This is a genomic window from Streptomyces sp. NPDC014734 (assembly GCF_043083325.1).
Taxonomy (GTDB): Bacteria; Actinomycetota; Actinomycetes; order Streptomycetales; family Streptomycetaceae; genus Streptomyces.
Window position 1 is genome coordinate 108450 of record NZ_JBIBYN010000010.1, and the last position, 23184, is coordinate 131633.

Consider the following 23184-nt stretch of genomic DNA (forward strand, 5'->3'; position numbering starts at 1 on the left):
GGGACGGACCACCTCGCCAACCGGTCGGGGCCGGCTCACGGACAGCCGGTCCGGTTGCTTCCCCGGCACGCTTCGGACACCGCGGCCCGGCCCCGCGAACCACGAGGCCCGACCGCCCAGCAGCTCACCGCTGCTGTTCCTCACCGTCCTGCGAAGGAGAACTCATGAGCGGCACCGTTACCGATGTGACCGATGCGAACTTCGAGGCGAAGGTCGTACGGGCACCGGGCCCGGTCCTCGCGGTCTTCCGGGCCGAGTGGAGCAGTGTGTGCCGGGCACTGGACCCCGTCCTTGCGGACGTAGCCCAGGAGTACGAGAACCGGCTCACCGTCACCCGGCTCGACATCGACCAGAGCCCCCAGACACCGCCGAAGTACAACGTCAACGCCATCCCCACCCTTCACGTGTTCAAGGGCGGGACAATCGTCGCCACCCGGATCGGCCCGTCTACCAAAAACGATGTGGTCAGGCTCGTCACCCCCCACCTCTGATCCCCGCCAACCACATCAGCAACACCAGGAAAGCCGGAAACAGCAGGTTCCACGACGCACAGATCCGAACCCCGAACGATCCCGGCCCGCCCGGCGATGGCTGCGGCGACGAACGCAACCGAGGCAGGGCCCCTTGGGGCATACAGGGCGCTCCTGTTAACGGAGCCCCCCTTTGGGCGGGCCGGACAGCTCAATCCGATTCCGAGCCTGAGCTCGGCATTTAACATCGCGGATCACTCGTCCTGCTGACCTGCGGTTCTTCCCAGGACAGTGGAGGCGGCCGTTCTCCAGGCTTCGAGATGTCGAGTCACGAAGAGTGAGAGAACGGCCGCTGCGCATGAGTCTGCCCGTCGATATGCCCGAAAGCGAGGCGTTGGGTCTGTTGTCCCACTTTCGGGCCGAGTTCTATGAGTGTCCCTGCCAGCGGGCGGACGCGCTCTTCGAACTCACCGACGCGGTGCTGTGCACGGACGCAGGGACTTCCGGAGCGTCCTCGTCAGCCGGACTGGACGGTCCGGAGCAGAGCTTGATCGGCTCGTACCACCCCAGCACCGGGCTGGGCGGCCACGGGGCGCGGATTTCACGGATCTGGTAGCGAATCGGGCGGTCGGACGTGCTCGGCAAGCCGACGCCGTAGATCTGCCCGGCGTCGTTGAGCTGGGTATGAGCGGCCGCCCGGATCAGGTCGGCGCGGTATCCCTCAGCGGGCGCGCCACCGCCGAGGAGCTCGGTGACGTCGACTCGTCGGCAGGCCCCGAGCAGCTTGACGGACAGCTTCGGTCCGGTGGCCTCGCCGAGGTGGCCGTTGGTCCCGTACTGGCTCCCTCCGTAGCCCCAGATGGCCTCCTTCCGGCCGAGGAACAGCAGCTTCATCAGGAGGGTCCTGGCCTTCGGGGAGAGCTGGGGCCGCTCGTCGACGAAGACGCAGAACGCCGAGTGCTCAATCGAGACCTGCCACTTGTTGCCCCACCCGTACGCGGCACGCCAGCGAGCGCGGGCGCTGCAGAGGGCGAGCAGGAACTGCAGGACGACGATGATCTTCTTGTCGCTCATCGTGGCGTTGAACGTGATCGAGGGTCCGAGGTCGCCTACCCCGGTGCCGACCGTGTCGAGGTTGATCACGGTCGCGTCGACGGTGGACGTGGCGGCATCGGCCATGGCGAGCATGATTCCGGACTTGCCGCCGCCGGAGTCCGCGACCATGAGGAGCATCGGCCCGGCCAGTGAGAACGCGGGCGGGCTGGCGTCCATGGCGACGCCGAAGTCGAAGATGCTCGTGATCGATGCGGACAGCGGCGACCGGTGGGGCACGGACCCGACCAGGGCCGGGGCGAAGGGGGCGCTGAGCAGCATCCTGACCGTACGCGTCTCACCGGCGTCCGGGTCTCCTTCGATGAGGAGTCGGTTATAGCGCAGCTTCGGCAGGGTGACCGGTCGGTGTTGAGGTCGGCCGGGGAGCCGGTGTTGAAGGTGACGCGGGCCGACCAGCCCCACGGCTCACGGTGTCCGCCGGTGGCGGCTTCGACGTCTCCGCCTTCGCAGAGGATCGCCCGGTGCAGGATCAGGTCTTCCTCCTCCATGGTGGTGGTCGGGTGGTCCGGGGCGGCGGGCTGGACGGGCAGCTCGAACGGACGGGGCGGTACAGGGTGGATCGGGTGCTACGCGTGCCGGACTTCGCGGTGCGGCGCGCAGGGTGGCACGGAGCTATGGCCGGGAGCGGTCGCAGCATCGTCGAAGCGGGTCGCTGGGAAAGCTGAGGCGATGACGTGGCGTCGCTCCCATGGCAAGGCCCCGAGAGCTGCCTCGCCGGAGAGCACCTCCGCGTCGCGATCATCTGGATCGCAGGCCTCTTACCACTCCTCCGGAGCACAATCGAGAGCGCCTCCGGAGCAGCCCTTGGCTATGGCCGGAATTCACCGCTCACATCCGTCGCTCGACAGCTTCGGCCAGGATTGGTTCGTCGATGAGGGCGCTGCACTCGATCTTGTTCCACCCCGTTCCCCAGGGGCAGTTGGTGCTGGTCAACGGCAAGGAAGCACATATGGATCTTGTGCGGCTGGGCGACTTGAGGGGATGCGGATATGTGGCGATTTCACGTGCATAGCGTGAAGAGACTTCCTTAAATTTTACTCAGATGAGACTCATTGGCTGATTTGAAAGCCGTAGAGTTTCCTCCAATGTGCCTATTGACAAAAATGGCGATAGGTGTCCATGAGTAACCCTTACTGCCAAAATTGGAGAGAGAGCTCAAATTGGACAGTCGAGTCGTGATAACTGGTAAGTCGCAGCTGACCCTGGAGCTGCTTGCCGAGTCCCTCAGTCGCGAAGCGGGATTGAGAGTTGTAGCGGTGACCGGCGATTTCGGGAGTTTCATTGCCGCAGTGGCGAAGGCTGCCCCGACAGTGGCGCTGGTGGACGCCGAGCGACTTGACGAGGACACCGTGGCTCTGGCCGCAGAGGTACGCAGGACGCGACCAACATGCGGGGTTGCACTCACTGTGGACACGCCGGCCCGGGTACGCATCGACCGGGCGCTCGCCGCGGGCGTGCTGAGCATCGTGCCGAAGAGCGCCGGGCTGCGGAGCCTGGTCGAATCGGTGCGAGGGGTGGCGGCCGGTCACATGGTCATGGACCCCGGACTGTTGGCGGGCTCCGCGTCGTGCGGGCCGCTGACGGAGCGCGAGGCGGACGTACTGCGGCTGACGGCGTCAGGGGCGTCCGCCAAGGAGATGTCCGAGTGTCTCTACCTGTCGACGGGGACCATTCGCAATCTGGCCTCGACAGCGATCAAGAAGCTGGAGGCGCGCAACAGGCACGACGCGGTGCGGATCGCCAGTGAACGCTGCTGGATCTGACAGCCGGCCGCCGTGGGCCGCCACCCGCTCATCTGCTTGAAACGGTACGCGGAAGCGCTCGGAGGCCGTGCCTCCGAGCGCTTCCGCGTACCGTTTCAAGCAGCCTTCATGGCTCACCGCTCATCACTGCTCGTGGCAGAACTCTTCTATCGGGTAGCCGACATGACGGTCAGCGGTCGGAAGGTACCCCAGGACCTTGTCGCCGGGAGTCAGTTCGGTGCTGTTGAGCACTGTTCCACCGGGGCCGAGCACCCGCACATGCCAGTCGTCCTGAAGAATGAGATTGACTGCCTGACCGTTGGGTGCCACCGCATCGACGGAGATCAGGGGACGAGTCTCTATTTTGACGCGGCCGACGCTGACCACCCGTGTCCTGCCCCGGGTGTCAACCGCGAGTACCTTGCTGCCAGCGGTGAGTTCGCTGAGATAGTGCGTGCGGCCGTGGTCGGAGACGGTGTAGGAGTGGATCGCGCCCGCGTTGACCCGGAACGGCCTTGTCGGCATATAGGGCAGGGGGTGCGTCTCACTGACACAGAGGACCATCCCCTTGGAGTGGGAGCCCACCAGAATTCCCTCGTCCTTGCCGAGGTAGCTGCAGGTGTCGACGCATGCTCGTTCGCCCATGCCTATGTGCGAAGTCGCCGTGATCTCCAGCTCGACCAGCGAGATCTCGCCGGCGGTGGAGCCGGCTGCCCGGCGCAGGGCCGTGGCGTCTCCGACAGCCCGTGCGGGCATGAGGACGCCGTCGGACCCCAGTTCCAGGACACCGTAGACGATCTCCGCCTCCTCCACGTCGGCGGCCGTGGTGACGATGACGCCGTTCGCCCCGGCGGCTGCCGCGATGACGATTTCGAGTGGAATCTTCGTGGGATCACGAAAGTTGAGCAGGCTCCACACTTCGGTCCGTGCGGCATCGCAGGCATCTTCGAGGCTTTCCGCATCGACGATCTCGACATAGCGGCCGAACTCCACGTGCGGGTGGGCCCCTACCAGTTCGGCCCGGTCGTCCCGGCTGCCACGGACCATCACCAGGTCCACACCGTCGAAGCCGTCGGTGCGCTCCCCCAGCTCATGAACGAGCACCTTGCGCACCGTGGGCGGCAGATCGGCGACGAGAGCCGGATCCGCGGTGACGATGCCGTCGATGCGCTGGTGCACCGCCTCCTCCAGGATGGCCGAGGCCATGTCACCGGCGGTGCGTATGTCAAGCCAGCACAGTTTGCTGTCCGTCATGGTGGCGTTGCCTCCTGATCGTGTGGTCGAGGTCCCCGGCGGGGTGCCGGTGGACAAGTCGGGCGACCTTCTCGGCGAGCCGTTGCGGGTCGGCGGACTGGAAGATGTTGCGGCCCATGGCGACGCCGGCCGCGCCACCGGCCAGCGCGTCCCCGACGTAATCGAGGACTTCCGTTTCATCGGCCCGTGCCGGGCCTCCGGCGACCAGGACGGGGACGGGGCAGGCCGCCGTGAGGTCGAGCATGTCCGCCATGGTTCCCGGGAAGTAGGTCTTGACCAGGTCGGCTCCGAGATCCACGGCGATCGTCACCGCGTGCGCCACCAGTACGGGGTCGTGCGGATTCTGAATGCGGGGGCCTCGCGGGTACATCATGGCCATCAGCGGCAGGTTCCATCGGTCGCAGGCGTCCGAGACCCGTCCCAGATCCCCGATCTGCTGTCGTTCGTCGTCCGAACCCAGATTCACGTGCACGCTGACGGCGTCCGCGCCGAGCCGCAGCGCGTCCTCGACGCCCGTGACCAGGTACTTGGCGTCGGGGTCCGGTGCCCGACCGGTGCTGGCGTTGAGGTGGATGATCAGCGACATGTCGGCGAACCGGTCGGGATGGATATGCCGCACGCTGCCCTTGTGCACCACGATGGCATCGACGCCGCCCGAAGCGAGCTGCCCGGCGAGACAGTCGACGGTACTGCCGCGCGGGACGGTCGGACCGTCGCTGATGGAATGGTCCAGCGGCGTGACCATCAATCCGGTCGGGCTGTGGTGGTGCAACCGTCGCAGCCGCAATGATCGCGCGAAATGCCCCGCAGAGGTCATGATGGGCCCTTTCGGATTCGCAAGGTGGCGTAATCGGGTTTTCCCGATTCGCTGAGCGGAAGCCCCGGCCACCGGTAGATAGCCGCAGGGACATGGGACTCGGACAGCGCGGCGGCGACATGGGACCGCAGGTCGTCGTCGCTGCAGTCGGCGCCATCCCGCAGGTGCACGGCCGCATGGATGTGCTCGGCGTAGTCGTTGTCCCGCACCCCGTACACGACGGCATCCGCCACCTGTGGGTGGGACTGCAGAACGCGCTGGATCGTGGCGGGGTACAGCTTCAGGCCGTGGCTCTTGACGATGCTGCCGATCCGGTCCACCAGATGGAGATAGCCGTACCGGTCCCAGCGGCCTAGGTCTCCGGTGCGCAGCAGGCCGTCGCGCAGAACACCCTCGGTCAGGCCGTCACCGATGTACCCGTCCATCAGGGTCGGGGAGCGGACGCAGATCTCGCCGGTTTCCCCGTGCTCGACCTCCGCGCCGGTCACCGGGTCACGGATCTCGATGCTCACCCAGGGAAAAGGGCGGCCGACGGAACCAAGCAGTTCAGGTTCCTGGTGGTCCAGCGGCGTCATCGAGCAGATCCCACCCGCCTCGGTGCTGCCGTAGAGCTGGGTGAGAGCGTTGCCGAAGAGTTCGGCGGCCTGCTCGATACGGGCGGGAGCGGCGGCGGTGCCGCTGTAGAGGACCTGCCGCAGCGCGGGGAAGTCGGCCGTGTCGATTCCGGGGTGATCGAGCAGCCGGTACAGGTGAGGGACGGCCAGGTACAGGTCGGTGACCCCGTGCTCCCGCAGCGCGCGCAGCACCGCGCCGAGATCGAAATCCTGGTGGAGCACCACCGCGCCGCCGCCGGTGAGGACGGAGTCGACCATGGTGGCGGTGGCGTGGCTGATGGGCGTCACGGCCAACAGCGTCAGCGGACGCCCGGGCTGCGACGCGCCCGCCGAGAGGCTGATGAGCCTTCCGCGCACACCGTAGGTACGGCGCACGAGTTTGGGTTCGCCGGCGGTACCGCTGGTGAGGTCGACGACGGCGGGATTGCCGGGTTCGTACGGCGCGACGGGCGGCATCCTCACCGGTCCCGGGAGGAGGGTGTCCAGGTTGACCACGGTCAGCCCGTCGATGTCGTCACGCAGGGCCCTTCCGCGCTCGACGCCGGCCTCGTCAACGACGAGGAAGCGCGCGCCGGTGGCCCTGAGGACGCGTGCCTGGGCGCTCCGGGGCAGTGCCTCAACGTCGGACCGGGCGTTCATCGAACGGATGTGGGTGACGGCGGCACCGAGCAGATGGGTGGCATACCGGGCGCTGAGCATCGCGGGACTGTTGGGTTCCGTCATCACCGCGACCGTGTCCGCGGGGGTGGTGCCCGCACGGTGGAGCGCGGCGGCGGCCCGGGTGACGGAGTCCAGGAAGTCGCCGGCGCGGACGGTCCCGTCCGTCGTGCGCAGCACGACGCGATCCGGTTCACGCCGGAGCGTGTCCACGAGGCGCAGTGCGTAGTGCTCAGACGCTGAGTCTGCGAGGGGCACGACCGTCCAATCGAAATGCGTGTGGCTCGGAAAAGAAATAGAGGAACAGGCGCATGGTGTTCCCTCCGGATCTCTCCTACAAGATCCCGCAGAAGGGGCATGACATTCATCACGGCGTTCATAACAAGCGTCATTGCGGCGCGCCTGGTGACTGATGTCATCCATCGGCTGATGGATGTCATGGGACCCCACTCGCCGGTGGTGGGCGTGAATTTTCTGTAGTTACCTTTGCGCGGTCCGATGGGCCTGATGCGAAAAGGGAGAAGTATGCAGCCGGGAGTCATCCACCCTTCACGCACCGGCACGAATGATGTGCTTGCTTTTCGGGACGACGTCCGGGTGGAGTTCGAGGGCACATCGGTCACTCTGATCACCCCGGTGAGTACCTTCACGCTGCGCCGGGTGAGCGAGGGTCTGCAGGGCGCCTTCCGGAGGCTGTTGGACGGGCCGGTGGCGATGAAGGAGGTGTCCGACGGCCTCGCCGCAGGTGAGCATGGCCAGTTCGCCGCCTTCGTGGACCGCGCCGGTCATCTGCTGGTGCGCAGTGTGGTGGTGAGCGGGCGGGAGCTGGTGCGCCTGGAGCTCACCGCTCGCGATGCGAAGTACCAGGTGGCCGATGTGGCGGCGGACAGCGTGGTGCGGCTGTCGCGGTTCGCGCTCTGCCGTTCCCGCGAGGGGCGGCTCGTGCTGGAATCTCCGCTGAGCACTCTGCGTGTGCTGCTGGTCGACCGCCGGGCGAGGGAACTGGTGGCGCAGCTCGGCTCCCCGGTGCCCCTTCGGGACCTGGCCGTCGACGGCCTCGGTCCGTCGGAGACCGCCGAGTTGCTGGGGCATCTCGTGGGTGCGGGCTTCGTGGACGCGGGCACGGTGGAGTCGGGGTTCATGCGGGACGAGGACCAGACACTGCGGCAGTGGGACTTCCACGATCTGCTGTTTCACTCGCGCATCCGCACAGGACGCTACGACGCTCCGGTGGGAGGCGTGTTCCCGCACACGGGGAAGATCGATCCGCAGCCCGCGGTCAAGCCCTTGCCCTCAGGACCCGCGCTGGCGTTGCACCGGCCGTCGCTGGAGGAGATCGCCGCCCGCGACCCGGCGCTGACCGCGGCGATCGAGGGGCGCAGGTCGCTGCGCGACTACGGCGAGAGTCCGCTGACCGCCGCCCAGATCGGTGAGTTCCTCTACCGCACGCAGAGGGTGCGGGTCCATTTCGTGCCCGGACCCGGCGAGCAGCCGGGCGGTGAGATCGTGGGCCGGCCCTACCCGACCGGTGGTTCCGCCTTCGAGCTGGAGCTGTATCTGACGATCCGGAGGTGCAAGGGGATCGACCCCGGCATCTACTACTACGACCCCATCGGGCATCAGCTGATCCTCGTCAACACGGACACCCGGGACAGGGAGTCGATGCTCACCGTCGCCGCCCTGTCGACGGGCATGGAGGCCAACCCGGATGTGCTGATCACCATGACGTCGCGTTTCCAGCGGCTGTCGTGGAAGTACAGCGGCATCGCGTACGCCACGACGATCCGGCACACCGGGGTGCTTTACCAGACGATGTACCTGGTCGCCACCGCGATGGGCATGGCCCCGTGCGGCCTGGGAATCGGTAACGCCGACCTCGCCGCGCGTGTACTCGGCCTCGATTACCTGCGGGAATCGTCCGTGGGGGATTTCATCCTGGGGAGCCGGCCCGACGGCGAGCTGGGAATCTGGGATTCCGAACAGGGCTGGAACTACGTCAACGATGCGGAATGGGCCGCATGGGCGGGTTCGGAACTGAACGGTCAATGACTCTTCCGGATTCCGGCCATGACATATGTCAATGGATGGCATCCGCCTCTGGTAATGCCGACCGGAATTCGGAAGTATTGTCGGTGCAGCCGCCCGGTTGCGCCGCAGCATCCAAGAAAGGGAATTGATATGAACGCGATTCAGACGGCCGACGTGGACCAGGTCTTCGAGGGCTTCAACCTCGACGAGCTGGAGGTCCTCGAGGTCTCGCAGGGCGCGGCCCTGCCGGAGATGGGTGCCTCCAACGGCTCCATCGGCACCTCGTCCTCCTCCTCGACCTGCTCGTCCTGCACCTGCTGATTCCAGTACCCAACTGGTCGGCATTTCGCTGAGCACGGCTGCGCCCGTCCGTACCGTCGGGCGGGCGCAGCCGCCCGACGCAACCGGTCAGCGGTGGCGTGCCATGCGCAGCGCGGTCGCCCACAACACCAGGGCGGCCCCGAAACCGACCACTGCCCGGACGGCGCCGGCTCCCGCGTCGGCGGCGAAGACCAGGATTCCGGCAAGGGAAACGGCCGTCATCAGGGTGCCCGCCCAGCGGTACCGGGGCTCACCGAAAGTCCGGGCGAGAGGCAGGAAGTGAAGTCCCACGATCAGACAGACGACCGGGGGCACAAGCGCCCACTGGCCGATTCGGCCGAGAATCACGAGGGAAACGAAAATCGCCACCGTCTGGGCGAAGTTAATCAGGCCGAAAGACCGGTAATTACCCGTCGCGGCGTTCTCGTCCCGGTCGTCCGGCTCCGCCGGCTGGCTCCGAAGGGAAAAGAAAATCGTGGCCGCGATGAAACCGGCGGCCAGTACGACGGAAGCCGCCGTAACCGCCATTCCGCCAGGAATGACCGAAATGCCGAGTGTTGCCCAGAGGGATGCGAACACGGTCAGGATGAGTATGCCTGTGGTGAGTCCGCTCCGGCGTGGGCGGTGGCTCCTGGTTTCTTCGATCACTGAACGAGTCTACAGGGGTCGGCCGGCACGTCGCCAGCCCTACTGATGTCATTCGGTCCATGACATGTGTCAGGAAAAATGGACCCGGATATTGCCGCACCCGAGTCGACTGCAAATAATCCGAAATCAAGTTCTCGGGCCTATGGGACCCGTCCTCGATCCGTGAAAGATGTGTGAACATGAGGACTGAAAAGGCCGATGTGGCAGGCCTCCGGTTCTTCACCCGGAACCCCGTGACTCTGCCGTGGCTGTCGCGATCCGTGATTCCCGTCGCCCGCGCCGCGCGCGAACACGACGGAGCACTCGTACGTCTGCGCCGGGGGTGGCTGCACGGACCGCACATCGACCTGATGGCACGCGGGGGCATGGGGCGAGCGCCGGACTGGGACCGCCTGGCCGACGGATTCGACGCCGGTGAGCCGGCCACGACGGGCCGGCTCACCGAGGAGAAGTACCTCACCCAGGCAAGGGAGTTCGGGCGACTCGAGAACGTCCCGCCGCCCTACCTCCCGCTGCGGGACCACGGCGTGATCGAGTACCTGGGATCCGACGACGTCCACGTACACGACCCGCTTCTCAGGAATCTGCAGGAGATCGAAGTCGTCGACAGCGCCCTGTGCGCACCGATGATGGACACGATCGACACGCTGGCACACCGGCCCGAGCAGGCGACCGTCCGCCTCGCCGAGGCGTTCACCGCGCTTGCCGACTCCTACTTCCTCGGCCTGGCACACGGCACCTTCTCCTTCCGCTCGCACGCCGAGGCATTCCTGGCCTGGGCCGCTCCCACCAAGGACGCGCGGCCCGCCTTCGAGGCACGGCGCGCGAAGGAGGCCCCGCAGCTGCGCCAGGTCGTCGAAGAACGGCTCTCCGGCGACGTCAGCGCCCTCGCCGGCGCCTGGCGCACCGCGTTCGCCTACGCCACGGGCTCCCTGGACAGCGCGGTCAGGGACGGCCGGCTCACCGTACAGATGCTGGACTCCGTCCTGGCAACGGCCGACATCACGCACATGGGGCCGCCCGGTGCGCCCGGGACCGTTCCCCTGGGCGAGCAGCCCGACTCCGATTTCCACCGGACGGTCCTCGACTCCGGCGTCATCGACAGCCCCACGCCCTGGTACGCCTCCTACCGCCTGCTGATCAACCTCTTCTACCCGCAGCTCCCGCTTCTGACCGTCTCCCCGATCCAGCGCGCCTACATGTGTTACGCCCTGGCGGAGACGACCGACGAGGTGCTCGGCGAGACCTGGCGAGAACGCCTGGCCGCCGGGCAGGCGCGGATGGCCCGGGTCGCCTCGAAGGCAGAGACCGCGTGACCGAGTCGTCCGCCCGCCCCGCCCGTGGAGAGTCGCCATGACCACGCAGTACCCCGTCCTGCCGCCCGCATCGCAAACAGCTCCGCGGCCCGGACCTTCCGGGGACCCGGTCCCCTCCGTCGAGACCGTTGAACCGCTGTGGATCCTGAGGATCAACCCGCTGCGGCGCAAGCGGCTGGGCGACGCCGCCCTGCGGCCGCTGCTGGCGCGTCTCGCCGACGCCGAACGGACCGTGCGCGAGAGCGCACGCCTGTGTTCCGACGAGCTCTACGAGCTCATCGGCGCGACCGACGACGAGGAGACCCGGCGCCGGATCGTTGCCCTGCGGCGCACGATCCACAACGACCGCACGCCCAAGTTCGCCGCCCCCGCACCCGGCCCCGCCGTCGCGCAGTGGCTCGCCGCACGCAACAACCGCGCGGCGCTGCGCGAGGAGGTGGCCCACGCCTACGCACCGGCGGCCGACCGGGAACGCGGAACTCTGGCGGACCTCCTCGACGACGAGGACCTCAACCGCTCGCTGGCCCTGGTCTCCCCGGAGGTGTACGAGGAGTCGAGGCGCTACCGTTCCGCGGTCGCCGCCGGCGCGTCCCTGTCCGCGCGGGCTCGCAAGTCGGAACGCGGTCTGATCCAGTACGTCACACGGGCGATGGTGCGCACCAGCCCCCTCGCCCGGTTCACCGCGGTCGGTATCGCCGTCCCGGACCCCGGGGGCCTTTCCCCCGAGAATCCCCGGTTCACCTCGGCCGTCCCCTTCGCCGGCCTCGACCGGGTCATGCTCGCCTACGTCCTGGGCGGCCTGAACCCACCGGTCGGCGCGCAACTGCTGGAGGCGTGGGTGGGCATGTCGCCCACCTCCGCCCTGGAACCGGACGGCAGCAAGCTCTTCTTCCTCAGGCCCACGGAGACGGGATACCAGCGGCTGGCCATACCGGTGAAGGGAACCCTCCAGGCCTTGGTCGACGCCACCGTCATGGGACCGCGGCCGGTGCGTTCCGTCGTGGCGCACATCGCGGCCCAGGCCGGCTGCTCGCCCCAGGACGCGGCCAAGGTGGTCATGGGCGGTGTGCACCAGGGCATCCTGTGCACCTACAACGAGGCCGAGGACGGTGCGGTGGAGCTGTCGGCCACGCTCGACCGGCCCTCCACGCCCGCCGCACACCTCCTGGGGGACGTCCGTGACCGGCTGGCCCGCCTCGGCGCCACGCCGGCCGCCGACCGGGGCGCCGAACTCGCCACCATCCGGGACGACTTCGCGCAGGTGAGCGGGATCGCGCGGCGCCCCGCACAGATCACCGTGGAGGAGGACTTCGTTCTCTCCCCTGCCCGGGTGGCCTCGCAGCACTGGCAGAAGCCCTTGGCGGATCTCGGCCCGGTCGTAGAGCTCCTTTCGGTCTTCGACTGGCTGCACGACGTGCGCGTCGTCACCACCGCCGCATTCGTGCAGCGTTTCGGCGCCGGCGCGAACATCCCCCTTGCCGAGCACGCCGAGTCCCTCGTCAAGGAGGTCTCCCGGCGCGCGGCGGTGATGGGCGAGGTGTATCTCGAAGGCAATGTCGGCGCGCTGACCGGCCTGGGGACCGATGACGGCAGCCTTGAACAACTGCACGCCCTCCGCCGGCGGATCGTCGAGGCGACGGAGCACCGCATCGGCGCAGCGGCCGACGAGGGCGGTCAGGAGGTGTCGTTCTCCACCGAGGAGGCGAACGAGTTGACCGGGGAGCTGCCCGAGCGGCTGCGGCGCGATCCCCTGAGCTACGGCGTGCTGACGCAGTCCGCGGGCGACGGGCGGCTTGTCTTCAACGACGGACTTCCCGGACACGGCATGCTCTACGCCCGTTTCCTGGACGCCGACCGGCGACTGGGAGGCGACGCGCTGGCCCGGCTCGCCGAACGGCTGACTGCCCGTTACGGCTGGGACGGCAGCCGGGTCGTGGAGGACCTCGGCCTGCACCGCCTCAACGTCAACGCCCACCCGCGGATCCTGCCGGACGGCCTGCGGCCCGACGACTGGTATGCGCTGCGCCTGGTCCACGACAAGGGCACCGACCAGCTCAGGGTCGAGGACGCCGACGGCCGGGCGCTGCGCATCCTGCCTCTGGGCACGGGCCACCCGGGTCTCTTCCCGCCTCCGCTGTCCCTGGCGTCCTGCCTGGCCACCGGGGGGCGCCTGAACAACGACCTGCTGGACGGCTGGCACCGGTCCCTGGCATGGGATCAGCGGACCACACGGGTGGCTCCGCGGATCTCGGTGGGCGAGGTCGTGCTCGCCCGCCGCCGCTGGTACGGCGGGGAGGAGCTCGAAGCTGCCCTGAACAGCGGTGGCGCCGAGCACGAACGGCTCGCGGCCCTGACGGAATGGCGCGGCCGGTACGACGTCCCCGAGGAGGTCGTCGTCAAGACCGCGCTGGAGCAGGTGTCGCCCCGCACGCTCGACCCGGCCGACGTGATGCCGCGGCGCCGTCAGCTCAAACCGCAGTACGTCGATCTGGCCTGCGCGCTCGGCACGCGGGTGCTGCCGCGGATGCTGGAGCGCCGGGCCACGGACGTAGGCACCGTCAACTACCTGGAAGAGGCGCTGCCCGGCGTCACGGACGGTACGCACGCGTCCGAGTGGATCGTGGAGATCGGCCGGAAACCGGGCGGGCTCTTTCACTACGAGGGGGATTTCGGGTCATGAAGCTCAGGGCGAAGCCGTACCTGCACTGTGCACCGTTGCCGGACGGCGTCTACTTCAGCGGTGCCCGGACCGAGTTCACCATCCGGGGATGGGACCAGCTGTTCAAGATCGCCGATGTGTGCGTGCCCATGCTGGAGGACGGTGCGAGCGAGGACGCGCTGGTCTCGGCGCTCGGGTCCGAGCGGGCCCGGCCCGTGGTGCGGCGGATCGTTCAGGGACTGCGTGAGCACGGCATGCTGCTGGAACCGGAGCGGTGGACCGCCCCCGAGCCGTCCGCGGACGTACGGGAACGGTACGCGGGGCCGCTCGCACACCTGGAGTCGGTGAGCGCGGACCCCTACGCCGCCTTCGCACGGGTCCGGGCCGCCACGGTCGTGGTGTTCGGCCCCGAGCAGGTGGTGCGTCCCGCGACGCGCGGACTCACCCGGGCGGGCGTGGGCCGGGTGATCGCCCCCGGCACGGCGTCGTGGGATCCCTCGGTCGTGGCCGGGGCGGACGCGGTCATCTGGTGCGCGGCTCCCGGCGAGGGCGACGAGCGGACACGGCTGCTGCCGGACCCGCGGCCGGGCGGGCCCACCGACGTGGCCCCGGTCGTACCGGTGTGGCTCGACGACCGGCTGCTCCTGGCCGGCCCGGTGCTCGGCTCCGCCGTGCCCGGAGCGGACGTATACGGTCCCGAGACGTTCATCGGGCTGCGCAACAGAGCTCTGGCCTGGGCCGATGCCGAGGGCGTGAGCGCGGCGGCCCGGCCGGTCGCGGACGCGCTGGCCGGAGCGCTCGCCGCTCAACTGGTGTTCGAAACCCTCACCGGTTCGACCGACAGCGGCGCCGTACATGTCGTTCACGGCGCCGAGCTGAGGAGCGACCGGATCGCGGTCGAAGCGTCCGGCCCTGCGGACGGCGCCGGGTCCTCGCTCCCGGGCCCGGCCGACGGCGTCCCCGCGCCCGGCCCCGAGGAGGCCGTGGAACTGGCGCGAACCCTCACACAGGAGTGGACCGGCCTGTTCCGGCGCAGCGCCGACGAGGACGCACTGCCGCAGATGCCGCTGGCCCTGCGCGAGCTGACCTGCGTAGCGCGGAACACGGGCACCGTCACGGTCTGGGCGGCGGACCAGCAGGCTGCCACCCTGGCCGTGTCTCTGGAGGCGCTGCGGCGCTCCTGCACGGGTGAGGGCACGGCCGCCGCGGGCCTGAGCGAGGAACAGTGGCTGCTCGACGGCGCTCTGCGGCTGCTGGCGGACGAGGCGGCCGAGTCGGACGTCGCGGCCGGGGAGATCATGGCGGCGGAGACGCTCCGTCTCCGGAAGATCCTGCGGGAACTGCGGCCGGACGCCGACAGCGTGCGCCTGTTCCATGTTCCGGGCGTCGACTGGCACCTGGGCACCGTCGAGGCGGCGAGCACGGGGGAGGTACTGGGCCGGGCCTGGGCCGCCGACGCCGATGGCGCCGTACGCGACGCGATCAGCACGGCACTGGCCCGGGCCCAGGTCGCCGCGTTCGACAGCGACCGGACCGTCCCGGTGATGTGCACCAACGCGCTGATGCTCGCCGACGCGACGGCACTGGCGACGCTGCGCGCCCAGCTCGGCGCCGCCGCGGACATCCGCGGGATCACCTACCGGGGCCGCCCGCAGCGCGTCGACCCGGTGTTCGGACACGTCCCGTTCTGGCACGGCCCGATCCAGGCCCGGCCCGCCCAGACCCGCCCGCTCGCACAGGAGGCGACCGATGCGCGCTGAAGCCGAACTCATCCACACCGGCCCCGGCATGGCCGCCGCGCCACCGGCCGACTGGGCCGATTCCCTCGCGTCTCTGGGCACCCTGGCGGGCGGCGGCGAGGTGGCGGTCAACCGCGGCTGGAACCTCGCCTGGGAGCGGGAGCGGTGGCAGCGCAGCGCCACCGCGGGACGCGAGCTGCTCTCCGTCCGCCTGTACGACGACGAGGTCGTCATCGGGCCCCGGTGGGTGCCCGGCACGGCCACCGGATGCGCCGGATGCACGGAGGTGCGCGAACGCACCACCCTGGAACATCCGTTGGTCGAGTTCGTGGCGGAACAGCGCACACGGCCGGGCGCCACCCACCCGCTGCTCCCCGAACTCTTCGGTGCGGCCGTGACCCATCTGGCGGATGTGCCCCTGCGTCCGGGCGAGTTGTGCGCGGTCGGCGTCGGCGGCACCCGCCGTCATCGCATGGCGCGCAGCTTCCACTGCCCGCTCTGCGCGCCGGCCCGGCCGGAGCTCGACGACCGCTGGCGTCCCGCACCGCTGGAGCTGCGGCCGCTGCCCGCCCTGCCGCAGGATCCGACCCGGGGCGCCGAAGGGGCCAGGGTCCTGACGCCGGGCAGGCTGCGCGAACAGCTCGTCGACATCCGCTACGGACCCGTGCAGACCATCATGCGCGAGTCGGTCGTACCGTTCGCGATGAGCATGGCGCTCGAACTCGACGCGCCGGCCATGGGCCACGGACGGGCCAGGACCTACGCCGAGACCGAACCGGTCGCGATCATCGAGGCGTACGAGCGGCTCGGCGGCTTCCCGTTCCAGGCACCGGTCCTGATGGACCGTTCCTATGACGACGTACGCGGCCATGCCGTCGACCCGGCCTCGCTCGGTGAGCTCACCGAGGAACAACTGGCCCATCCCACCTGCAAGGTCAAGCCCTTCTCGGCGAGCACGCCGATGGACTGGGTGTGGGGGCACGATCTCGCGACCGGGGAGCCCCGTCTGGTGCCCGCTGAGATCGGCTTCTACCAGTACGAGAACCGCTACCGGCTGAACCGGCACCGGGCGCGCGCGGACCGGGCGGCCGGACCGAACCGCTTCGACAAGTTCTTCCACGACTCCTCCAGCGGCTGCGCGGCGGGATCGAGCCTCGAAGAAGCGGCCCTGCACTCGCTGCTGGAACTGGCCGAACGCGACGCCTTCCTGCTGGCCTGGCACCGGGCCGTACCGCTGCCGTACATCGACGACGCCTCCATCACCGATCCCGAGAGCCGCGCTCACCTCGACCTGATCCGGGCCCGCGGCTTCGACGTGCACGTTCTGGTCGCCGCCCAGGACATCGAGCTGCCCATCGTGTGGGTCCTGGTGGTCAATCGCGAGAACCCCTTTCCCGCCAGCTACTCGTCGGGCGGCTCGGGCGCCAATCCCGCAACCGCCATCCGCGGCGCGCTGCGTGAGGTCGCGCAGCTTGTCACGTACAACGCCGAGTGGGACCGGGCAGAGGTCGAACGAATGGCCGACGACCCGTGGCTGCTGGAGGAACTGGAGCACCACCTGCGGCTCTACGCCCTTCCGCGGAATCTGTCGCGGGCCACCGCGGCCCTGGGCGGTCCGCGCGTGACCCTGGACGAGGCGTTCCCCGACTGGCCCGGCACCCTGCGCCGTGCGGCGGGCGGACATGTGCGCGGCGCCCTCGACCACGTCCGGAGCCTGTACGCCAAGGCCGGGCTGGAACAGATCGTGCTGGTCGACCAGACCACGACCGAACACGCGGATGCCGGTATCGCGGTCGCCAAGGCGGTCGTCCCGGGCATTCTGTCGATGTGCTTCGGCCATGCCCAGCAGCGGCTGAAGAACGTGCCGCGGCTGACCGCCGCCCTCGCGGGCACCGAGCAGGCGGACCGGCCCCTTCCCTATGACCCGCACCCCTTTCCGTGACGAGCGGGCGTACCCGTGAGTCCCCCGGCATCCCAGCGCCCTCAGGAGTTCCGCATGACGATGGATACGCAGCGGCGTGCTCCGGTCGATCTGCCCTCCCCGTTCGGCAACAACAACATCGAGCGGGAACCCCTGTGGTACGCCTTCGCGACCGGGGACGACGAGCCGCCGGTCCCGCCCTGGGTCTGGGCGACGGAACCACCGATGACCGCGCACGTGCATCCGCCTGCGCCCGAGGTCGTTTGTGACGGTGCCCGCACCGCGCTGCCCCTGGGCACCACCGAACTGCTCGAAGCGGCCCCGTACCCGAAGGGCCGTCCCGCGCGGGTGGCCCACGGGCGCGTGGCCGGGACGGACGACCGTCTCGGCCACGCGCTGACCGCCGCCTTCGGGGTGCAGTGGTTCGACCCGGACAACGCCTACAACCCGCACCGGGGATACGCCTCACCGCGCTGCCTGTACCCGGTGCAGGCATTCCTGCGAAGCGCCGGGCGCTGGCGGCTGCTGGCCCCGGAGCTGCACTCGCTCATCGACCTCGACGTGCCGCCTTCCGACCGGTCCGGAACATCCGCGGAACACCGGTTGGCGCTCCTCGGCCGCTACACCCGTATTCCCCGTGGCTACAAGTGGTTCCGCGGATCGCTGGTCAATCTCGAACTCGGCTTCGTCCTGCGGTCGCTGGCGCTCGGTCTTGAACTCTTCGGTCTCACCGGCCACGTGCGACTGCCCGGGGCGAACGCGGTGCATCTGCTGGCCGAGTTGGGCCTGGAGCCGGCCGGCGATTGGTCGCTGCCGCTCATCGTCGATGTCGGCGAGGGTGCCGACGGTCCCGACCCGGTGCCCGCCGTCCGTCGCGCCGGCGCCGCGCCCGGCGCCCGCCGTAAGAACGCGATGCCCGGCGTCCCGTCCGCCGACGCCTCCCTGGTCGAACTGGTGCGCGTCAACCGTGCTCAGAGCTTCGCGGAGCCGCCTGCCGAGCTGGGCCCGGCGGCACCCCCCGGTGCCAGGCCGTCGGCCAAGGCCGCTTCCTGGGCGGAGCTCATCTGGCAGCGCAACTCCGGGCGGATGCCTCGCGGCCTGCTCGGCATGAGCGGACGGCGCCGCCAGGTCCAGGCCGACACCCTGCACGACGCCATCGACTGGCTCGGTGTGCCCCCGCCGGGCGCGACCCTGCGAGCCGTCTTCGACGCCATCGATGTCACCGTGGTCGTGCAGGCCGTCGACGGCTACCCCGACGGCATCTACCGGATCCGCGACGGCCGGGCCGTCCTGTGGACCGAGGATCCCCGCACCGCGGCACGCATCGAGCAGGAGTACGGCTACCCGCTGAGCCCGGGCGCCGGCTGCGACATCCGGCATGCCTCCACCCTCTGGTTCCTCTCCGTGCGTCCCCGGGAGCTCGTGGACGCCTTCGGCCCGGCCGGGTGGAGCGCGCTGCAGTACGTGTGCGGATGGGCCATGCACGGACTGTGCCTCTCCTCGACGGCCTCCGGCATGTTCGCCCGGCCGGTCCGCGCGTTCAACGAAATTCCCCTCCAGGCTCTCCTCGGGCTCGGCACGGACCACATGATCGCCCTGGCGGCGGTGGTCGGCACCCCGCGCCACCCCACCGGGGCACTGCTGGACATCCGGCTGTGACGGCCTGGCCCGACGCTGCCGCCCACCAACCCGTTAGTGAGGAAGCACCGCATGACACTCCCGGCCCCGGCCCCGACAGCGGCCCCGGACAGCCACCGCTGGACGTCCTGGAACCTGCATCTGGCCTCCAACGCCCAGTCGTTGCTCGACCGGGTCGTGACCGAAGTCGTCGGACCCGTGGCCGGCTCCCACCCCTGGTTCTTCATCCGCTACTGGCAGGGGGGTCCGCACGTGCGGCTACGGATGGCGGACCTGGACGAAGCGGCCCTCGAACGTGTCGAGGACGAGCTCACGCGGCGACTCGGGACAGCCGGACGGCTCGCCGCGGACGAGGAACCGCTGAGCGAGGCCGCCTATCGTGCCGACGCGACACGGTTCGCGGCGAGCGAGCGAGGTGTGGACCGGAATGTCCAGGGCCTGCGCGCACCGGGTGTCCACCGCGCCGTCTACGAGCCGGAATCCGAGCGCTACGGCGGCGCACACCTGATGCCCAGCACCGAGGAGCTGTTCCAGCTCTCCAGCGAACTCGTGCTCGCGCTGATGCCCCACATCTCCACCCCCGCCTCCCGCTCCGTCATCGCCCTGCGTGCGACGATCGCCGCGGCGGCCGCCCTGGGGGACACCCGGGAACAGGCCGCCTTCTACGCGAACAGCACGGCGGCATGGCGCGCCTGGGCCGCGGAATCCGGCTGCCCCCCGGAACAGATCGACGCGCTGTGCCGGGTCGAGGGGGGCACGGCCCCGACCCGCACAACCGACCCGGAACAGCACGGGCCGTTCCAGGGGTGGCACACGGCGCTCGCCGGTCTCGCCGGTGAGATCTCCCGCACCACCCCGGTCCATCCCGGACAGATCCTCTTCTCGCACGTGCACATGTTCCACAACCGCCTGGGCCGCAGCCTCTTCGACGAACTGCGCACCTACGCCTGGCTCGCGCACCACTTCCCCGCCGCCGCGGACGGTTCCGGGGACGCGGGATGAGGGCACATCCGCGGATCGCCGTGATCGGCGCCGGAATCGGCGGCCTGACACTGGCGGCGGCGCTCGACCGGGCCGGCATCCCGTGCCAGGTCTTCGAGCAGGCCAGGCAGCTCACGGAAGTGGGCGCCGGCGTCCAGCTCGCCCCGAACGCGATTCGTCCCCTGCGTCAACTCGGCGTCGTGGAAACGCTCCAGCGCAGCGCGGTGCGGATCGAGGCGATGGAGACGCGGAGCTGGGCCGGTGCCCCGATCGCGCGCACACCGTTCGGCCCCGCCTGCGAGAAGCTCTTCGCCGCCCCGTACTACGCCATCCACCGCGCCGACCTGCAGGCGGCGCTGCTGGCGAGGGTGGGGCCGCGGCCGCTGCGGCTGGGGCATGCGCTCACGCGGATGGAACCCGCCGAAGACGGGGTCCGGCTCGGCTTTCGCGACGGGACCACGTACCACGCCGATCTCGTGGTCGGTGCGGACGGCATCCACTCCGTGGTGCGCCAGGCGCTCACGGACGACGCCCCGGTCTTCTCCGGTCTGGGGGTCTTCCGCGGCCTCGTGCCGGTGCGGGACCTTCCACAGGCGGCACGCGAGCCGCTGATCCGCATGTGGCTGGGGCCCGGCCGGCACTTCGTCTGCTACCCCGTCCGCGGCGGTGAGCTGATCAGCTTCGCGGCGATCGCCCCGCTGTGTGACGCGCCCGTGGAATCCTGGTCCGCCGATGGGAGCCCGGGCGACCTCGTCGAGGCCTTCGACGGCTGGCGCGGCCTGGTCCGGGACGTGACCCGCGCGGCCCGGACCGTCCGCCGCTGGGCGCTGTACGACCGGGAGGAGCTGACGACCTGGTCGGCCGGTCGCATCACGGTGCTGGGCGACGCGGCCCACCCCATGCTGCCCTTTCTGGCCCAGGGCGCGAACCAGGCCGTCGAGGACGCCGTGGAACTGGCGTCCCGTCTCGACGGCACGACGCGCGCGGACATCCCAGCGGTACTCGGCGACTACGGGGCCACGCGCGGCGACCGCACCACGGCGATCCAGCAGGGCGCGCGCGGTCACTCCGAAAGCATGCACCTGCCCGACGGCCCCCGTCAGCAGGAGCGCGACCTGGCGCTGCGGGCGTCCTCCGGCATCGCCGGACTACGAGGGCGCGCGTGGCTCTACGCATACGCGGCCGGGGCCACCCCGGCGGCAGGAACGTGAGGACGTGGAGACGTGAACAACCACATGCGGGTGGCCGTCGTCGGCGCGGGCGTCTCCGGGCTGGCGATCGCCACCCTGCTGAGACGGCGCGGTGTGCACTGTGAACTGTTCGAGAAGTCCACAACGCTGAGCGCCGTCGGTGCGGGCATCCAGCTCTCGCCCAACGGGGCACGCATCCTGCACGAACTGGGGGCGGAGCGGCTCATGCGGCGCCGCGGCATCACGGCTCAGGCCATCGAGACGCGGCGCTGGGACAACGGCGGTCTGCTGTCCCGGGTCCCCCACGGCCCCGCCTGCGAAGCACGCTTCCAGGCGCCGTACTACCTCATCCACCGCGCCGACCTGCAAGCCTGCCTGGTGGATCTGCTGCCGCCGGGCTCCTTGCACCTCGGCCGGGCAGTGAAGGACGTCATCGAGCAGGCCGACGGGGTGGAACTGCGGCTGGCCGACGGCGAGTCCGTCGAGGCCGACGTGGTGATCGGCGCGGACGGTGTGCATTCCGCGGTACGCGGCGCGGTGGTGTCCGACGAACCGCTCTTCTCCGGCTACTCCGTCTACCGGGCGTTGGTGCCGGCCGAGGCCGTACCGTCCTTCGCCCCGGATCCCCGGGTCATGTTCTGGCTGGGCCCGGACCGCCACATCACCTACTATCCAGTCTCCGCGGGACGAACCGTCCACTTCAGCGCGGTCTGTGCCCATCCCGACGGGGAGGGCGCCCCGAGAACGTCGGACGCCGACGCGCACCGTCTGCTGGAGGAGTTCGACGGCTGGCACGTCTCGGTGAGGCAGGTGCTGAAGGCGGCGGAGTCCGTAACCCGCTGGGGACTCTTCGACCGCGACATCGCCGAGCGGTACTGCCTGCAACGGGTGGCGCTGGTGGGAGACGCGGCCCACCCGATGCTTCCCTATCTGTCGCAGGGCGCGGGGCAGGCGCTGGAGGACGCCCGTGAGCTGTCCGACTGCCTCATGTCCGGCATGGATGTGCCGAGCGCACTGCGCCGGTACGACACCCGGCGGCGCGCACGCACCGCAAACGTGCACCGTCAGTCACGGCTGCGTGCCACGACATTCCACTTGGCGGACGGGCCGCTCCAGCGCCGACGTGATGCCGTGCTGGGCAGCCAGAACACGCTCGACCACCTGGAGTGGCTGTACGGGACGCCCTTTTAAGAAGAGCCGTAGACGCCGGTGGGGAGGGACAGCGAGTGACGCTGTCCCTCCCCACCGGCGTTCCGGGCCTCCGCTCCGCTTCCGGCCGCTACTCCGGGCGGGGGTCCCAGCGGAAGCGCCGCACGGCCACCACCGCACCGACGACGCCCCAGGCGGCCAGGATGCCGAGTTCCTTCCACTGGAAGCTGCCGTTCTGTGTGAATGGTGCCAGCATGGCGTCGTTGAAGGGCTTGACCGGAAGCACACCCGCGATGGTGTTCAGAACGCCGGAGTGGATCGGGAAGTAGCTGCCCGACACGAAGACCAGCGGGAACTGAATGAACTGCACTACGGCCGGGGCGGCTTCGGCATTACTGATCACCGAGGAGACACCCGCACCCAGGGCGCAGAAACTCGCCGCCCCCAGAAGGAGGGTCAGCCCGATGGCGGCCCAGTGCGTGGGCAGTTCGACCCCGTACAGTGAGCCGACGGAGATGACGAGCACGACGTCGATGAGACTGACCAGCACGCAGTGGAAGAGCAGGCCCACGAAGTAGGCCGAGGGCGGCAACGGTGTCGCGTGCAGGTGTTTGAGCATGCCGGTCTGACGCCGCTGGGACAGCACGATGGCCAACTGCGCGTAACAGGCGCCGAGCACCGACACCGCGGCGATCGTCGGCGTGTAGTACTGCATACCGCTCAGGCCGAAGAAGAATTCCTCCTCGCCCTCCGCGCCGAACACTGCCCCGAAGATCAACACCACGACGATGGGAAGCAGGAAGGTGAAGATCACCGCCTGCGGGTTGCGCCAGAACGACAGCTGCTCGTAACGGATCTGATGCAGCATCAATTCAATTAGGCTCCGCCGATCGGGGCGTTGGCGGGACGCCTTTCCCTCATCGGTGG

18 protein-coding genes are annotated in these 23184 nt (G+C 69.5%); 12 read left to right on the forward strand and 6 right to left on the reverse strand.

Going from position 1 to position 23184, the window contains the following annotated elements; all coding sequences use genetic code 11:
* Nucleotides 1-164 precede the first annotated feature (164 nt).
* Nucleotides 165-491, forward strand: a complete 327-nt coding sequence (locus tag ACF1CT_RS18120; protein ID WP_391784843.1) for a thioredoxin family protein — start codon at nucleotides 165-167, stop codon at nucleotides 489-491.
* Between the two features lie 405 nt (nucleotides 492-896).
* Here ACF1CT_RS18120 and ACF1CT_RS18125 read toward each other — a convergent pair whose 3' ends face one another.
* Complete coding sequence (locus ACF1CT_RS18125) at nucleotides 897-1844, reverse strand: hypothetical protein (RefSeq protein WP_391784844.1); 948 nt, start codon at nucleotides 1842-1844, stop codon at nucleotides 897-899.
* A 914-nt stretch (nucleotides 1845-2758) separates the two neighbouring features.
* Between ACF1CT_RS18125 and ACF1CT_RS18130 the strand changes: the two genes are divergently transcribed.
* Nucleotides 2759-3346 carry a DNA-binding response regulator gene (locus tag ACF1CT_RS18130; RefSeq protein ID WP_391784845.1) on the forward strand — a complete coding sequence of 196 codons (588 nt, stop codon included), beginning with the start codon at nucleotides 2759-2761 and terminating at the stop codon, nucleotides 3344-3346.
* A gap of 123 nt (nucleotides 3347-3469) precedes the next feature.
* Here ACF1CT_RS18130 and ACF1CT_RS18135 read toward each other — a convergent pair whose 3' ends face one another.
* The 3 genes from ACF1CT_RS18135 to ACF1CT_RS18145 are packed head-to-tail and all read right to left on the reverse strand — an operon-like array spanning nucleotide 3470 to nucleotide 6925.
* Nucleotides 3470-4579, reverse strand: a complete 1110-nt coding sequence (locus ACF1CT_RS18135) for a 3-dehydroquinate synthase II family protein (RefSeq protein WP_391784846.1) — start codon at nucleotides 4577-4579, stop codon at nucleotides 3470-3472.
* Entirely contained in the window at nucleotides 4551-5396 is an 846-nt protein-coding gene (locus ACF1CT_RS18140; RefSeq protein WP_391784847.1) for a 2-amino-3,7-dideoxy-D-threo-hept-6-ulosonate synthase, read from the reverse strand. The genes ACF1CT_RS18135 and ACF1CT_RS18140 overlap by 29 nt, the downstream gene beginning before the upstream one ends.
* Nucleotides 5393-6925 (reverse strand): class I adenylate-forming enzyme family protein, encoded by a 1533-nt coding sequence (locus ACF1CT_RS18145; protein ID WP_391784848.1) that lies wholly within the window; start codon nucleotides 6923-6925, stop codon nucleotides 5393-5395. Before ACF1CT_RS18145 ends, ACF1CT_RS18140 begins: the two co-directional genes overlap by 4 nt.
* A 378-nt stretch (nucleotides 6926-7303) precedes the next feature.
* Between ACF1CT_RS18145 and ACF1CT_RS18150 the strand changes: the two genes are divergently transcribed.
* Together ACF1CT_RS18150 and ACF1CT_RS18155 are read left to right on the forward strand one after the other, a co-directional pair.
* A complete protein-coding gene (locus ACF1CT_RS18150) occupies nucleotides 7304-8716 on the forward strand; it encodes a SagB family peptide dehydrogenase (protein ID WP_391784849.1) in 1413 nt (470 codons plus the stop codon).
* Nucleotides 8717-8845: 129 nt separating this feature from the next.
* The gene (locus ACF1CT_RS18155) at nucleotides 8846-9016 is read left to right on the forward strand and encodes a thiazolylpeptide-type bacteriocin (protein WP_391784850.1); all 171 of its coding nucleotides are present in this window, start codon (nucleotides 8846-8848) and stop codon (nucleotides 9014-9016) included.
* An 87-nt stretch (nucleotides 9017-9103) separates the two neighbouring features.
* Here the strand turns inward: ACF1CT_RS18155 and ACF1CT_RS18160 are convergent, their stop codons facing one another.
* Nucleotides 9104-9664 (reverse strand): hypothetical protein, encoded by a 561-nt coding sequence (locus tag ACF1CT_RS18160; protein WP_391784851.1) that lies wholly within the window; start codon nucleotides 9662-9664, stop codon nucleotides 9104-9106.
* A 179-nt stretch (nucleotides 9665-9843) separates the two neighbouring features.
* On the opposite strand from ACF1CT_RS18160, the gene ACF1CT_RS18165 reads away from it, so the two are divergent.
* Genes ACF1CT_RS18165 through ACF1CT_RS18200 form a run of 8 tightly spaced genes read left to right on the forward strand, consistent with a single transcriptional unit; the run spans nucleotide 9844 to nucleotide 22299 of the window.
* Nucleotides 9844-10980, forward strand: coding sequence for a hypothetical protein (locus tag ACF1CT_RS18165; RefSeq protein ID WP_391784852.1), 1137 nt, complete (start codon nucleotides 9844-9846; stop codon nucleotides 10978-10980).
* A gap of 37 nt (nucleotides 10981-11017) precedes the next feature.
* Complete coding sequence (locus ACF1CT_RS18170; protein WP_391784853.1) at nucleotides 11018-13660, forward strand: lantibiotic dehydratase; 2643 nt, start codon at nucleotides 11018-11020, stop codon at nucleotides 13658-13660.
* A complete protein-coding gene (locus tag ACF1CT_RS18175) occupies nucleotides 13657-15399 on the forward strand; it encodes a hypothetical protein (protein WP_391784854.1) in 1743 nt (580 codons plus the stop codon). Before ACF1CT_RS18170 ends, ACF1CT_RS18175 begins: the two co-directional genes overlap by 4 nt.
* Nucleotides 15389-17320 carry a TOMM precursor leader peptide-binding protein gene (locus ACF1CT_RS18180; protein WP_391784855.1) on the forward strand — a complete coding sequence of 644 codons (1932 nt, stop codon included), beginning with the start codon at nucleotides 15389-15391 and terminating at the stop codon, nucleotides 17318-17320. The genes ACF1CT_RS18175 and ACF1CT_RS18180 overlap by 11 nt, the downstream gene beginning before the upstream one ends.
* 54 nt (nucleotides 17321-17374) lie before the next feature.
* On the forward strand, nucleotides 17375-18958 hold the full coding sequence (locus ACF1CT_RS18185; RefSeq protein ID WP_391784856.1) for a hypothetical protein: 1584 nt from the start codon (nucleotides 17375-17377) through the stop codon (nucleotides 18956-18958).
* 51 nt (nucleotides 18959-19009) lie between these two features.
* Nucleotides 19010-19939, forward strand: coding sequence for a thiopeptide-type bacteriocin biosynthesis protein (locus tag ACF1CT_RS18190; protein WP_391784857.1), 930 nt, complete (start codon nucleotides 19010-19012; stop codon nucleotides 19937-19939).
* Nucleotides 19936-21129 (forward strand): FAD-dependent monooxygenase, encoded by a 1194-nt coding sequence (locus ACF1CT_RS18195; protein ID WP_391784858.1) that lies wholly within the window; start codon nucleotides 19936-19938, stop codon nucleotides 21127-21129. The genes ACF1CT_RS18190 and ACF1CT_RS18195 overlap by 4 nt, the downstream gene beginning before the upstream one ends.
* A gap of 12 nt (nucleotides 21130-21141) precedes the next feature.
* Entirely contained in the window at nucleotides 21142-22299 is a 1158-nt protein-coding gene (locus ACF1CT_RS18200) for an FAD-dependent monooxygenase (RefSeq protein ID WP_391784859.1), read from the forward strand.
* Nucleotides 22300-22387: 88 nt separating this feature from the next.
* Here the strand turns inward: ACF1CT_RS18200 and ACF1CT_RS18205 are convergent, their stop codons facing one another.
* Entirely contained in the window at nucleotides 22388-23125 is a 738-nt protein-coding gene (locus tag ACF1CT_RS18205; RefSeq protein WP_391784860.1) for an ABC transporter permease, read from the reverse strand.
* Nucleotides 23126-23184 lie beyond the last annotated feature (59 nt).